This window comes from Accumulibacter sp. (assembly GCF_036625195.1).
Lineage (GTDB): Bacteria > Pseudomonadota > Gammaproteobacteria > Burkholderiales > Rhodocyclaceae > Accumulibacter.
Map to the genome: position 1 here is coordinate 1795020 of NZ_JAZKUG010000001.1, position 13273 is coordinate 1808292.

Annotated in this window: 12 protein-coding genes and 1 tRNA gene; 3 read left to right on the forward strand and 10 right to left on the reverse strand. The window is 62.8% G+C overall.

Annotated elements, in window-relative coordinates; genetic code table 11:
• Positions 1-292: 292 nt before the first annotated feature.
• Entirely contained in the window at positions 293-2680 is a 2388-nt protein-coding gene (locus tag V5B60_RS07685; protein WP_332346472.1) for a hypothetical protein, read from the reverse strand.
• Positions 2681-2689: 9 nt separating this feature from the next.
• On the opposite strand from V5B60_RS07685, the gene V5B60_RS07690 reads away from it, so the two are divergent.
• On the forward strand, positions 2690-2935 hold the full coding sequence (locus tag V5B60_RS07690; RefSeq protein ID WP_332346473.1) for a hypothetical protein: 246 nt from the start codon (positions 2690-2692) through the stop codon (positions 2933-2935).
• Here the strand turns inward: V5B60_RS07690 and V5B60_RS07695 are convergent.
• The 4 genes from V5B60_RS07695 to V5B60_RS07710 form a co-directional block, all read right to left on the reverse strand.
• Complete coding sequence (locus V5B60_RS07695; protein WP_332346474.1) at positions 2932-5583, reverse strand: hypothetical protein; 2652 nt, start codon at positions 5581-5583, stop codon at positions 2932-2934. The genes V5B60_RS07690 and V5B60_RS07695 overlap by 4 nt on opposite strands.
• Before the next feature lie 69 nt (positions 5584-5652).
• Positions 5653-5895 (reverse strand): hypothetical protein, encoded by a 243-nt coding sequence (locus V5B60_RS07700; protein ID WP_332346475.1) that lies wholly within the window; start codon positions 5893-5895, stop codon positions 5653-5655.
• A 450-nt stretch (positions 5896-6345) separates the two neighbouring features.
• Positions 6346-6612, reverse strand: a complete 267-nt coding sequence (locus V5B60_RS07705; protein WP_332346476.1) for a hypothetical protein — start codon at positions 6610-6612, stop codon at positions 6346-6348.
• A gap of 105 nt (positions 6613-6717) precedes the next feature.
• Positions 6718-7080, reverse strand: a complete 363-nt coding sequence (locus V5B60_RS07710) for a hypothetical protein (RefSeq protein ID WP_332346477.1) — start codon at positions 7078-7080, stop codon at positions 6718-6720.
• Positions 7081-7181: 101 nt separating this feature from the next.
• Between V5B60_RS07710 and V5B60_RS07715 the strand changes: the two genes are divergently transcribed.
• Positions 7182-7766: a hypothetical protein gene (locus V5B60_RS07715; protein ID WP_332346478.1), complete on the forward strand. Its 585-nt coding sequence runs from the start codon at positions 7182-7184 to the stop codon at positions 7764-7766.
• A gap of 63 nt (positions 7767-7829) precedes the next feature.
• Here V5B60_RS07715 and V5B60_RS07720 read toward each other — a convergent pair whose 3' ends face one another.
• The 3 genes from V5B60_RS07720 to V5B60_RS07730 form a co-directional block, all read right to left on the reverse strand.
• Positions 7830-8300, reverse strand: coding sequence for a hypothetical protein (locus V5B60_RS07720; protein ID WP_332346479.1), 471 nt, complete (start codon positions 8298-8300; stop codon positions 7830-7832).
• Positions 8301-8437: 137 nt separating this feature from the next.
• A tRNA-Ser gene (locus tag V5B60_RS07725) sits at positions 8438-8531 on the reverse strand.
• Positions 8531-9811: an aspartate kinase gene (locus V5B60_RS07730; RefSeq protein ID WP_332346480.1), complete on the reverse strand. Its 1281-nt coding sequence runs from the start codon at positions 9809-9811 to the stop codon at positions 8531-8533. The genes V5B60_RS07725 and V5B60_RS07730 overlap by 1 nt, the downstream gene beginning before the upstream one ends.
• 254 nt (positions 9812-10065) lie before the next feature.
• Here V5B60_RS07730 and V5B60_RS07735 point away from each other — a divergent pair, with 254 nt between their 5' ends.
• Entirely contained in the window at positions 10066-10404 is a 339-nt protein-coding gene (locus V5B60_RS07735; protein ID WP_332346481.1) for a helix-turn-helix domain-containing protein, read from the forward strand.
• 215 nt (positions 10405-10619) lie between these two features.
• Here the strand turns inward: V5B60_RS07735 and recN are convergent, their stop codons facing one another.
• On the reverse strand, positions 10620-12287 hold the full coding sequence (recN, locus tag V5B60_RS07740; RefSeq protein WP_332346482.1) for a DNA repair protein RecN: 1668 nt from the start codon (positions 12285-12287) through the stop codon (positions 10620-10622).
• Between the two features lie 23 nt (positions 12288-12310).
• Positions 12311-13237: an NAD kinase gene (locus V5B60_RS07745; protein ID WP_332346483.1), complete on the reverse strand. Its 927-nt coding sequence runs from the start codon at positions 13235-13237 to the stop codon at positions 12311-12313.
• Positions 13238-13273: the final 36 nt, after the last annotated feature.

Consider the following 13273-nt stretch of genomic DNA (forward strand, 5'->3'; position numbering starts at 1 on the left):
GACTTGCCGTACCTGCTGAACGCCACAAAAGAGCGAATTGCCGAACGGCAGCAGGAGGCAGACGTTGACCTGGTCGCGACCCGCAAAGCATCAGCGATTCTGGCCAAGGGCGGCCCGAATGCTTACGAGAAGGCTCGGCGCGCGCTGCTTCCAAGCTCGCGCGAGTGGTGGGACATCCAGGTTGGTGACGAGGAGTACCCGGCCACCGCCGATGGACTGATGGAGTTCATTCTCGAATCGCTGGAGCCTCTGTGCGTCGGCATGGTACAGCAAGCCCGACATACCATGGCGATCAAGGCACAAACTTTGGGCCAAGGGCTGCAAGAGCATCGCTTTGAGAAGCTGAACCGCTACGAAACGCACCTTGACCGCAAGTTCGAGCGCACGCTGGCCATGCTTTTGAGGCTGAAACAGCTGTGTAGCGGCTGATGAGGTGCGACCAGTTGTGCAGCAGGTTGGCCATGAGGTCCTCGTTCAGCTTGGCCGTTCCGCCCTTGAGCTTCTTCCACGCGTACTGGTTCACCAGGCCAGGCTTGATGTTGAACCCGGATACCGTCTCGTCTTCCTGCAGCCGGTAGAACGGCACGTAGGGCGTGCCGGCGTACATCTGCCGGGTCGAGTCGTCGATCAGCCCACTCGCCACGGCGACTTCGAGCACGTTGTCGTTGAACTCGTTGAGGTCTTGCAGCGCCTGTGCGTAGATACCCTGCCGAGGAGTCCCGTCCTGCATCTGCCCAGTGTCGAGCGTCTTCAGCTCGGCGATGTCGTTGGCCGACCAGAGGTTCTCCAGGCCGATGCTCTTCAGCCGGTCCGCCCGTTGCTCCGCCACCCAGAGCAGGAAGCGGTCGTGCTCGCCCTTCAGCGCCGCCATCTTGCTGGCGAACCCCTGCATCCCACCCGCACGGGTGTAGCGAACGTTCGTCGCACCGTCGGCGCCGACGGATAGCTTGCCGTAGAGCATCAGCGCTTCGAGCGTCGAGTCACCGCCCTTTGACAGTCGTGCGAGGACATAGGCTTTGGGGTCCAGATCGGCGATCGGCGCGAACTGGTCGAAGATACCCTGCTTGAGGTTCTTCGCCCAATCCTTCCGGAACTCAGCCAGGCGTTCGCGGAACGTCTTCGGGGCGCCAAGAACGCGGTTCGCCGCGGCTTCCTGTGCTGGGGTGAGCGCGCCGAGAGTGGCGCGGTTCGGGCTGAACCGTACATCGTCATCCATCTGCGCAGCGAAGTGGCTCGGGTTCATCGGCCCTTCTGCCAGCTCCCCGCCGTCGAAGTACCGAACCTCGACTGGCAGTTCTTTCCACCCGAGCTTTGCCGCGGCCATGATGCGGTGATTGCCTTCGTTGACCCATGCGCTACCGTCGTAGGCCACCACAACGAAGGGCGCATACTCTCGGCCGCGTTCATCCAGGGGCAGTCTGCCTGTCTCCCACATGACGCTGATCAGCGATTGGAGATCGCGATCTCGCACGTTGCTTTGTTCACCGCGCATTCCCTTGATCTTGGCGAGAGTCGCTACGGGGGCCAGCACGTTCTTGTTGAAGGTTCCGGTGACGACGCCCATGTGTGGCACGCCGAACGCGTCTTTCCCTTTGGACTTGGCGTAGTTGACCTTGCCTTGCAGCCAGGAGTCGTTGGGTATGTCGCTGCGCAGCTGGAGCGGCCTCTCCTCCCCCGGGCGGGCCGCCGAAAACTTAGCCCCCTCCGGCCAGATAGCAGTCTCAAGCTTGACCAAGTCGCTCTGCGACAGTATCGTGTACGAACGCCCAAGGACAGAATGGGCCGTGCCCACCGCCGGACTACGTGTGCCGGATTGAGCCTTCTCTGGACTGTCACCGTAAGTGCGGAGAGCGCTGCCCTGTAGAAGTTCCCTTGGCAGACTCCGCCCGAATTGGGCGTACCTCTTCTGCGCGTTCGCCAGCGCGCCTTGCACGATCGCCGGAACCGAGGCCCCGGTATCCCGGTAGACCAACTCCCCTCGCGACACCCGCTTGGTGACTTCCGCCCAGCCGTTCTGCGAGGTGTAGCCGGTCACGACCATGTTCGCCACTGCCTTGTCGGTGCCTTGCATGGTGCGCGCTTCCGGTTTCATCGCCACCAGAGCGGTCCTCTCTGGCGCCAAGTGCTCGCCGACGAACACCAGGCTTTGGTTCGCGGCGTCAGCGAAGATCATCGCCGGTCGCTTGAGTAGAAACGGCAGCCGGGCCATCTGTGGAACGGTCAGGCCGTGGTCGTAGTGCATCTTGTCGATGACGTTCGGGGCCACCACCACCGGCAGGTCGTTCCAACCAAACACCTGGAGCGACGCCGGGGTGTTGTCCGCAAGCCGCACCGGTTGCGGTCGGCCAGACTTGAAGTGCGCCTTCAGCTTGCCTTCGAACTCGACGGACAGGCGTTGCGGGCTGAACTGGACGTAGTACGCGTCATGCCTGGCGTCTTCGCTGCCATGAGCGTCTGGCGTCAAGGTGACGTTTGCCTTGGCCACTCGCAGGACAGCCACGCCGGGCGGGTCGTCGAACTGATCGAAGAGCTGATCCTCAACCCGCGACACCCAGAACGGCACCCCGTCCCGCTCCGTGAAGAAAACCCGGCCTTTCGCGTGCGCCCGGTAGGCCCCACCAAACATCGCTTTGCGGTCCGGTTGCAGCCCGGACTTCAAGGCCTTCTCGGCGTTCGGCACGGAGGTCACGTGGTAGACGTAACCATGCGGCTCCTCGTGCCAACCAAACGAAGCTGGATCAACCCGATCCAGATGTTCCGGTGGTACCCGCTTCAGGCTGTACAGCACATCTGCCGGGTGTTCGATCCGCCACTGTTGCGCGAGCTGCTCAAACGCCGGATAGTCGTTGGCAATCAGATGGTCAATGCTGGAGAAACCGGCCGCACGGGCTCGCTCGGTAAGCCACTTTTCCTGCTCGGCAATGTCGTCGGCTAGGGTTCGCCTGGAGACTGCTTAACGTTGGTCAGACTAGCCCGTAGAGCTTCGGCCCTCCCCAAGCCAAGCCCAGGCACCGCTCCCAGCCCCCTTCCAACATGACCTTCAGATACCAGGGACCGGTATAGTGCTGCTTGACGAAGAGTTCCACTGCCTGGCGCTCCCGAGGAGTCAGCCCCAAGGCGGCCTCTGGGTTCACCCGCCAGACGCGCGAAATCACTTCGCCCAACGACAGTTCCGTCGGGGCGTTCAAATCTTCCGGTGTCAAAGTTGAAGTGGACATCTGCGATTTCGGGAACCAGTTTCGAGACCAGATCGTACGAAGCCTGCAGCAGGAAGGGGAGGTTTTCTTGGTTGGGGAACCAACGCAGCCCGTTCCACCGGAGCATACTTGAGTGCGGCTCCATGAACCTCGTCGTGCCGGACTTCAGGGCCAGCGAGATCATGTTCTCCAGCCGTCTACGTCTACCAGCTTCGGTGATACCCTCCGGATCACCGATGAACTTCAGGCCGTTGTTGTGCGCGTACGCACCGGCCACTTGGTAGACTTTCGACCCGTTGCTCCCTGGGGTCAAACCGCCGACGTTCACCCAGACCGCGCTGTTCTTCTGGAAGATGTACGAGGTTTCTCTGTTCGGGAAAGAAAGCTTCCAGGCCTTGTCGGCTCGCGGGTAATGAAAACCATCCCCGGGCTTTGCCCCGGCATCGATGCGTATCTCGCGCAGAGGCACAGACGGCTGAATGGCTTGGTTGATATCCGCGAGGTCCTTCGCGCTGGTCCGCGGCGTGCGGAAGAAGGTGTCCCCGTACTCGTCCGCATATTTGCGAATCTCCGCCGCCGCACGGGCGGCGCTACGGCGGAGGCTCAGGTCATCGACAGTGATCGTCCAGGCCGCGCCGGCGGCGGCACTACCGGTGCCGTTTTCTTCGCGTACTCCGCGGCCTCTTTCAGCGCGAGCGCGTGCCGCTGCTGGCGATCCTTCGAAGTCGATTTTCGTGTTTCGGTTGATGTCATAACTGCCCGCTCCAAGCCGGTCCCAGAACTTCTCGCTCTGGGGAAGAACGTCGATAACCCGCACCCCGTCGTAGGTGGATGCGAGAATGGTTTCAACCAACCGGGTGCCCAAGCCAGTACCGGGCAGCCCGATCGCCAAGTCGTGGATAGCGCTGATCTCGTCGAGACCGTTGACCTCTGCGTCCAGGAAGCCCCGCGAGCGCCGCTTGTCGTCCAGGATGGCAAAGCGGTAGGCCGGATCCTCGACGAACGCGGCATGCCCCCAAGGCAGACCGTTCTCGATCTCGAAATCACCCCCGCCAACGGAGTGGCGACGGATGGCTTCGAGCGTGAAACCACGCCCTTGGTAGACCGGCCCGCGGTCGTTGAACGACTGCGACAGCCACTCATACCGCTTGCGCTCGGGGCTGAACTTCGCCGGGCGCTTGACGATCTCGTCGCGGTAGTACTTGCGCGCATCGTCCAAGTGACCCACACCGATCTGCGGGAGCAGCACGGGGATGAGTCGCTTCCACTCGGCCCCGGTCAGCTCGCCTGCCGGCAGAGCCTTCGAGGTGAGAACGGCGTGCCGCTGCTGGCCGTAGCTTGACAGCGTCGCTTGCTGCGCTAGGGGAACGTCCGGGCGATCGACCTGGCCGATGTATTCGACCGGGACGCTGCGCTCGCCGAGGAGGACGGCGATTCCGTAGTCGTGGTTCAGATAGCCATCGAAGCCCCGGTCGAGAACCGCGGATTCAAAGTCGGAGAAGGTATTCGTTGCCCGCAGATCGAGCGGGTCGTTGGTGTAATCGTAGAGGTTGTCGAGCCGGGCTCGGTGCGCGTGACTGCCGACGCCCTCCTCGGGCTTGATGCCCCGCCCGGAATTGACGTAGAAGTAGATGCGCTGCTTGATGCGCGGGTCGGAGGGCCCCCGTACCCGCTCGACTTTGGCACCACGAATCCCGGTGCTGAAGTAGGAGGAATCCAGGCGCGAGCGCTGCGCCCGGGAGTAATGAACCCTCTCGGCGCTTACGCTTTCGGGTTGTACCGGTCGCCGAAGTCCCTCTTGGCCATCTCTTCCCAGGCGTCGATCGCCGGCTGCATCGGGTCCGGAAGCTCCTCGCCCAGTGCTGAGCCTTGCGACGCCCCAGCCGTAGTCTCGGGCGTAGCGCTCGTTGATGCGGGCGATGGCTGGCGAAAGGACACCATCGGCCCACTCTTGTAGATCGGGTCGTCGGGCTTCGCCCACCCGAGATCGATAACTTTCACCTTTCGGATTCTCCTTCCAGTTGTTTTCGACGGCGTCACCGTCGAACGTGAAACTGTCCAAATAACAACCGTGCGCCCAGGCCGGCAACCGACCCAGGGCTTTTCTGACTATACCCCGGAACTGCGCGGGCGAGAACCGCTTTTCCGCGTCCTCGTTGAAGCTGGTGAAGTTGAGCATCCGCACCCCCGGTGGGGGTGCTGCTGCGCTCAATCGGGCCCGGGACTCCGGGTCAACTTTGACCCCGCCCTCGTTGTCCGCCACGATGCTGATCTTGGGCAGGATGGTTTGCGCCCAAGCCGCCACAACCCCCTGCCAAGCGCTCGGTCCGAAGAGGGTGCTGCGGAAGTCGATGCCAAGGACACTCCCGGCCTTCAGCCGGTCCATCCCCGGTGCCGAAGTACGAGGAATCCAGGCGCGAGCGCTGCGCCCGGGAGTAATGGACCCCCTCGGCGCTTACGCTTTCGGGTTGTACCTGTCGCCGAAGTCCTTCCGCCCCATCTCCTCGATTGCGTCGATCGCCGGCTGCATCGGGTCCGGAAGCTCCTCGCCCGGTGCTGAGCTTTGCGACGCCCCAGCCGTAGTCTCGGGCGTAGCGCTCGTTAATGCGGGCGATGGCTGGCGAAAGGACACCATCGGCCCACTCTTGTAGATCGGGTCGTCGGGCTTCGCCCACCCGCGATCGATAACCCTCGCCATTCGGATTCTCCTTCCAGTTGTTCTCGACGGCGTCACCGTCGAACGTGAAACTGTCCAAATACCAATCATGCGCCCAAGCCGGCAACCGACCCAGGGCTTTCCTGACTATACCGCGGAACTGCGCGTGCGAGAACCGCTTTTCCGCGTCCTCGTTGAAGCTGGTGAAGTTGAGCATCCGCACCCCGGTGGGGGTGCTGCTGCGCTCAATCGGGCCCGGGACTCCGGGTCAACTTTGACCCCGCCCTCGTTGTCCGCCACGATGCTGTTCTTGGGCAGGATGGTTTGCGCCCAAGCCGCCACAACCCCCTGCCAAGCGCTCGGTCCGAAGAGGGTGCTGCGGAAGTCGATGCCAAGGACACTCCCGGCCTTCAGCCGGTCCATCCCCGGTGCCGAAGTACGAGGAATCCAGGCGCGAGCGCTGCGCCCGGGAGTAATGAACCCTCTCGGCGCTTACGCTTTCGGGTTGTCTTTCGAGTTGTCTTTCGGGTTGTACCGGTCGCCGAAGTCCCGCTTGAGCATCTCTTCGATCGTGTCGATCGCCGGCTGCATCGGGTCCGGAAGCTCCTCGCCCAGTGCTGAGCCTTGCGACGCCCCAGCCGTAGTCTCGGGCGTAGCGCTCGTTGATGCGGGCGATGGCTGGCGAAAGGACACCATCGGCCCACTCTTGTAGATCGGGTCGTCGGGCTTCGCCCACCCGCGATCGATAATTCTCGCCATTTGGATTCTCCTTCCAGTTGTTCTCGACGGCGTCTCCGTCGAACGTGAAACCTCGCAAGCGGGCTTCGCCGGTCCATGCCGACAACCGACCCAGGGCTTTTTTGACTATACCCCGGGACTGCGCGTGTGAGAACCGCTTTTCCGCGTCCTCGTTGAAAGCAGTTGGTAGACTTGGTCGACGTACTGCGCGTCCGCCCCTTTCGGAAGCTTGACGGTAAGCTGCCACCCCTCAACCGTCCAGGGCGCCGCCTTGGCGCTGATCGGCAGCATGCCGTCCTGGCGGAACACCACCCCCATCGTCGTCGCGACATCGAGCGCCTTGGCGCCATCGGACAGCGACACCCTATAGGACGGGTTGGTGTCGTGGAGGTAGCTCCCGGTGCCGGCGGCCAGCTGAAACAGCAGCACCGTGAAAAGAGGCGCAAGGCTAGGCGTGGCAAGGGTTTCAGCAGGTGTAGCGAAAGCCATACCGCAGACTTGCCGAATGATTTCGGCGAATCTCAGGGAAAGAAATCGTGGGTGGCTTCGGTAGCGGACGCGGGCAAGGCGGAAAGGACACCACAAGCGACATGCGGACGCTGGATATTCGGCGGCTGCAACGCGACGGCCTGCTGACACCGGGGCGGGCCTCCGGTTGGCAATGGGCACGCAACGGTGAAGATGTGGCGTCGATCCAGATTGGCTGTGAAACCGACTGCGTGATGCTCAGCTACCAAAGCCGGAACAACGGCGGCGAGTGGCAAGCAATGGCGTACGCTGTCCATCTGGACTGGACGCCCTACAACCTTGGCGGCCGGCGGGCTTGGTTTCGCTGCCCGGCGAGAGGATGCGGGCGGCGCGTGGCGATTCTCTACGGCGGTACTATCCCCGCCTGTCGGCACTGCTACCGTCTGGCCTATGCAAGCCAGCGGGAAGCCGAGGACGATCGTGCGTGGCGGCAGGCGGAGAAGATCCGGAGGAGACTGGGGTGGCCTGCGGGGATTGCGAACCCCGCAGGCGGGAAGCCCAAGGGGATGCACCGGCAAACCTTCCGGCGTCTGACCGCGGCCCACGACGCGCATGCCGAGGCATCCCTGGCAGGTCTAACCAAATGGCTGGAGTCAATGAAGAGGCGACAGCGCGGTGTGTGCGATGAGGCGGATGAGTGGCGCTGAATCTGTTTCGCAAAAACAGAAGGTCGTTGCCGTTGCCTTGGAGGGAGGCAACAAGCTTTTCGTTCACGCCCAGCCAGACACCATGGGAACCAAGCTTCCATCCTCAATTTGCATGACCAGTGTCGAGACACAGAGCGGTTCTTGAGGGACGTCAAGCCGAAACGGCTGATACTCGCCCTCCACGCTGCGCACTTGCTCGGGAATCGACTGTGCCAGTGATTCAATCAGCGGACCGAACAGGTTCCGGTGGCAATACGGGTCTCTGATCATCGACGCCTGTGCTACGTCTTGCATTTCGCCGAAGACCATGTGCTGCATGGTGAAATTGCTCGGCACCTTGTGCCACGGCGCGGAAAGAAAATCGGTCGCCGCGAGTTGGCGCAGCAGCGCCAGCTTTTCGGCGTCCGATCCCTGCATGACGTAGGCCTTTCCGGCCAAGCGCAGGATGGTGCCGTCTTCTCCCGTGTAGGCCCAAAGGTTGATGACCACTTCCGGGTGCTCCAGCGGGTGCCCGGTCGCCCGCCGATACTTCATAGCTAATGTCCAAAAAGTCAGCGATGGCGGGACGCCGGCAGCCTTCCAACCGGACGATTGATTGATAGTCGGTTTGATAGTTGACCGTGAATAGGAATAAAAAAAGCCCACTAAAACATGGGCTTAATTGATTGCCCTGGCGGAGACGAAGGGATTCGAACCCTTGATGCAGGTTTATGCCCGCATGCTCCCTTAGCAGGGGAGTGCCTTCGACCTCTCGGCCACGTCTCCTAGGACGGCGAGATGATATCGGTTTCACCTCGGCCGGTCAAACCCAACTTCGACTTCGGGGGCTTCTCGAGACCGAAGGCCTTGTGCAGTACGCGCACGGCAAGTTCCAGGTACTTTTCCTCGATCACCACCGAGATCTTGATTTCGGAAGTCGAAATCATCTGCAGGTTGATGTTTTCCTTCGCCAGCGCAGCGAACATCCTGCTGGCGACGCCAGGATGCGAGCGCATGCCGACTCCGACTGCTGAAACCTTGCAGGTCGTCGCGTCGCCGCTGACGTCGCGTGCCCCGATTTTCTCCTTGACGCCGTCGAGGATTTGGAGCGACCTGCTGAAGTCGTTGCGATTGACGGTGAACGAGAAATCGGTGGTGCCGTCGCGGCCGATGTTCTGGATGATCATGTCGACGTCGATGTTGGCGTCGGCGATCGGCCCAAGGATCTGGTAGGCAATCCCCGGGCGATCCGGGACGCCCAGTACGGTCAGTTTGGCTTCGTCGCGGTTGAAAGCGATGCCGGAGATGATCGGTTGTTCCATTTGGCCTTTTTCCTCAACAGTGATCAGTGTTCCTGCGCCCTCATCTTCGAAGCTCGAAAGGACACGCAATTTGACTTTGTACTTGCCGGCAAACTCCACCGAGCGGATTTGCAGCACCTTCGATCCGAGACTGGCCATTTCGAGCATTTCCTCGAAGGTGATCGTGTCCAACTTCCGGGCTTCCGGGACAACGCGCGGGTCGGTCGTATACACACCGTCCACGTCGGTATAAATCTGGCACTCGTCGGCTTTCATCGCCGCTGCGAGAGCCACCGCCGAGGTGTCCGATCCGCCGCGACCGAGCGTCGTGATATTACCTTCCTCGTCGGCACCCTGAAAACCGGCGACCACCACCACGTGTCCGTCGGCGAGGGCCTTGCGGATCCGGCCTTGATCGATCTTCAGGATGCGCGCCTTGGTAAAGGTGCTGTCGGTCAGGACGCCGACCTGCGGACCGGTAAAACTCTTCGCCTTGACTCCTTCCCCGTGCATCGCCATGGCCAACAGGGCGATCGTCACTTGTTCGCCGGTGGAAGCGATGACGTCGAGTTCGCGCGGGTCTGGCGAGGGAGAAATCTCTTTCGCCAGAGCCAAGAGGCGATTGGTCTCCCCAGCCATCGCCGACGGAACCAGAACGATGTCGTGCCCCTGCGCGCGCCAGCGTGCGACACGCCGCGCGACATTCCTGATGCGCTCCGTCGAACCGACCGACGTGCCACCGAACTTCTGTACGATCAATGCCATGGAAGATCCCGTTGAGCAGTGCCAAAAGCCCGCCATTCTAAGACAACGCCGCGCTTGACAGCAAAAAGCTCGGCGCCGAGACCGGCAAGAGGCAGGTCCCGGATCTGCTGCATCGATGCCTTCGATCCCGCTTGCAATTGCGGATGAAATCCTTATAGTGTGGCGTGTGACATTCCATCCATATGGTATGTCGTGACGGCAGCGACGAGGGGAGCCTGCTGCGAGGCGTCAACCAATAGCAAGAAAGGACTGTCATGAGCACCGTCAAGGTCGTTGAACGGGTCGATCCGCGCGAGATTCGTCGCAGACTCGGCATGAATCAGCAACAGTTCTGGTCGAAGATCGGCGTCACGCAGAGCGGTGGTTCGCGCTACGAGAGCGGTCGCAATATGCCGAAGCCGGTACGGGAACTCCTCCGCCTGGTGCATGTCGAGCAGATCGACATCCAGCGCATCAAGCGCGAGGACTTCGAGGTGGCGGAGTACCTCAAGGCCGAGGATCCGGACCAGTTCAAGGCGCTCAGGAAGGCAGCGAAGAACAAGCTCAAGAAAGCGGCCGCGAAGTCCTCTGCAGACGGCCAGCTTGCTCCCTAGGCGCGAACATCGCACGCGGGCGCAGTCCCCACTCTCCCCACACTGCCGGCTGAAGAGCTTGGTTGCCTGACGCACCGACAGCAACCCCGCAACACAACGTGCACGAGGCTGCCGAGTGTCTCGCGCACCCCTGCCCGGATGGGCATGCGTTGGGCGCTACCGCGGGGCGGCGTCAGTCCGCGAAAGACGCCTCTGCGTCGTGGTTGCGCCGAGGGCTAGCCTTCTGGCGCGCTCGTGGCCAGCATCTCGCGTGCATGCTGGCGAGTGACCGCCGTAATGTCGATTCCGCCAAGCATGCGGGCGATCTCCTCGACCCTCGCCTCATCATCGAGGTAGACGACCCGGCTGCGCAACTGTTCCCCTGCCAGCTCCTTGCTGACCTGCCATTGCCAGTGGGCACGCGCTGCCACCTGTGGCAGATGGGTCACACACAGAACCTGTCGCTGATTGCCCAGCTCGCGCAGCAGGCGCCCGACCACCTCGGCAACGCTGCCGCCGATGCCGACGTCGACTTCGTCGAAGATGAGGGTCGGTACTGCGGCGGCCTGGCTGGTGACGACCTGGATTGCGAGACTGATACGCGAAATCTCACCGCCGGAAGCGACCCTGGCCAGTGCGCGCGCTTCGCTGCCAGCCAAGCCGGCGATGCGAAACTCGACCTGTTCCATGCCATTCGCACCGCCTCCATCGACCGCCAGCAGAGCCACCTCGAAGCGTCCGCCACCGAGCGCGAGCTGCTGCATCACCTGGCTCACTTCACTGCCGAGTTGTCTTGCTGCCGCTTGCCGACCGGCGGAAAGCCGTCCGGCAAGCGCTTCGTAGGCGGCCTTGCTGGCGGCCGTGCGTGCGGCGAGCGCGCCGATGTCGGCAGTCTGCCCGAGCACCCTCAGCCTTTCCAGCCAGCGCTGCAGCAGATCGGGCAAGTCCTCGGGCGCGCAGCGGAACTTCCGCGCGCAAGAGAGAACGGCATCGAGCCGCCGCTCGACCTCGCTCAAGCGCCGTGGGTCCAGATCGATCCGGTCACCATAGCGACGAAGAGCCGAAACCGCTTCCCCCAGTTCGGCTTGTGCCGATTCCACGAGAGCGGCCACTTCCGCGATCGCCTGGTCATAGTCTGAGAGGTCGCCGAGTCGATGGCTCACCGCCGCCAGGCGCGCGTCGCAGGCGGCATCGCCCGCAGCCAGCTCCTGCAAGGCAAACTGGACGCCGTCGACGAGGCTGGCCGCATGTGCCAGGCGCTTGTGTTCTTGGTTCAGAAGCGCCCATTCGTCGCGGCAAAAGGCGAGTGTCTGCAGCTCACGCACCTGCCACTCGAGCTGTTCGGTTTCGCGTGCCAGCGCCTCGGCTCCATCGCTGGCTGCCGCCAAGGCAGCCCGTGCCTTCTGCCAGCTGCGCCAGGCGGCGGACACCTCCACCTGCAGCGATTCGAGCCGCCCATGCCCGTCGAGCAAGGCACGTTGCGCGTCGCTGCGCAGGAGCGATTGATGGGCGTGCTGGCCATGGATGTCTACCAGCGACTCAGCCACCTCGCGCAACTGCTGTACCGTCGCCGGCGAGCCATTCAGGTAGGCGCGCGAACGACCGCTGCGGTCGACCACCCGTCGCAGCAGCAGGCCTGCCTGCGTGTCGAGATCATGCGCCAGCAGCCAGGCCGCGGCATCGGGCGCGCCGGCGAGGTCGAACTCGGCGGTGACTTCAGCGCGCTCGCAGCCGCTGCGGATCAATCCGCCGTCGGCGCGCTCGCCGAGGGCAAAGGCGAGTGCGTCGACGAGAATCGACTTGCCGGCACCGGTTTCGCCGGTGAGTGTTCCGAAGCCCGCCTGCAAATCGAGTTCCAGGCGGTCGACGAGGACGAAATCACGGATCGTCAGGCGACAGAGCATGGCATTCCCGTCCGGCGGCCGCGCTAGTGTTCCTTCGGCCGTTCGCTCCAGTGCAGCTTCTGGCGGAGCATCGCGAAATAGCTGTAGGCCGGTGGGTGCAGCAAGGTGATCGAGTACTCGGAGCGTCGTATGCGGACGGTGTCAGCGTTCTTCAGGTCGGCGGTCACCTGGCCGTCGAAGTGGGCGCGCGAGTCGGTCGCGTGGACGATACGGATTTCGATCTCGGCGCGGTCACCGACCAGGATCGGCCGGTTCGTCAGTGCGTGCGGGCAAAGAGGCACCAGTGCAATGGCCGAAACCCCAGGGTGCAGGATTGGGCCATTGGCCGACAGGGCATAGGCCGTGGACCCGGTCGAAGTGGCGACGATCAGGCCATCCGAGCGCAGGTGATAGATGAACTCGCCGTTGATGAACAACTCGAACTCGATCATCCGGCCGATGGCTCCCTTGTCGACGACGACGTCGTTCAGCGCCAGGTTGCAGACGATGCTGCGGCCTTCGCGGCTGACCTCGGCATCGAGCAGCATGCGCGTCTCGGGGGTGAAACTGCCATCCAGCAGGTCGTCCATGCACGCCAGCATCTCGGTGCGGGCAATATCGGTCATGAACCCCAGGCGGCCCTGGTTCACGCCGACCAGCGGCACGCGATAGCGCGCGAGTTGTCGTGCCGCATTGAGCATGGTGCCATCGCCGCCAACGACGATCGCCAGGTCGGAGTGGGCGCCGAGCCAGGGAAAGTTGCCGCTCGCCCAGCTTCCGAGCGCCAGGTGCGAGACGACGTTGCCGGCCGTTTCCTCTTCGATCAGGACGGTAATGCCACGCTCGTGCAGGTAGCGTGCCAGCAAGCGGATCGATTCGGCAATCTCCGGACTGTGGTACTTTCCCACCAACGCGATCGTTCGCGGTGGCGGAGCGCAGTCGGCCGAAGCTTGCTGAAAGGCATTGGTCATGGGTCCGAATTAAACCACAATTCGACTGGCAACCGC

Coding starts and splice junctions, on each gene's coding strand:
- recN (WP_332346482.1), bottom strand. CDS start 12,287: ATGCTCTGTCGCCTGACGATCCGTGATTTCGTCCTCGTCGACCGCCTG.
- V5B60_RS07720 (WP_332346479.1), bottom strand. CDS start 8,300: ATGAAGTATCGGCGGGCGACCGGGCACCCGCTGGAGCACCCGGAAGTG.
- V5B60_RS07695 (WP_332346474.1), bottom strand. CDS start 5,583: ATGGACCGGCTGAAGGCCGGGAGTGTCCTTGGCATCGACTTCCGCAGC.
- V5B60_RS07745 (WP_332346483.1), bottom strand. CDS start 13,237: ATGACCAATGCCTTTCAGCAAGCTTCGGCCGACTGCGCTCCGCCACCG.
- V5B60_RS07700 (WP_332346475.1), bottom strand. CDS start 5,895: ATGGCGAGGGTTATCGATCGCGGGTGGGCGAAGCCCGACGACCCGATC.
- V5B60_RS07710 (WP_332346477.1), bottom strand. CDS start 7,080: ATGGCTTTCGCTACACCTGCTGAAACCCTTGCCACGCCTAGCCTTGCG.
- V5B60_RS07730 (WP_332346480.1), bottom strand. CDS start 9,811: ATGGCATTGATCGTACAGAAGTTCGGTGGCACGTCGGTCGGTTCGACG.
- V5B60_RS07705 (WP_332346476.1), bottom strand. CDS start 6,612: ATGGCGAGAATTATCGATCGCGGGTGGGCGAAGCCCGACGACCCGATC.
- V5B60_RS07735 (WP_332346481.1), top strand. CDS start 10,066: ATGAGCACCGTCAAGGTCGTTGAACGGGTCGATCCGCGCGAGATTCGT.
- V5B60_RS07715 (WP_332346478.1), top strand. CDS start 7,182: ATGCGGACGCTGGATATTCGGCGGCTGCAACGCGACGGCCTGCTGACA.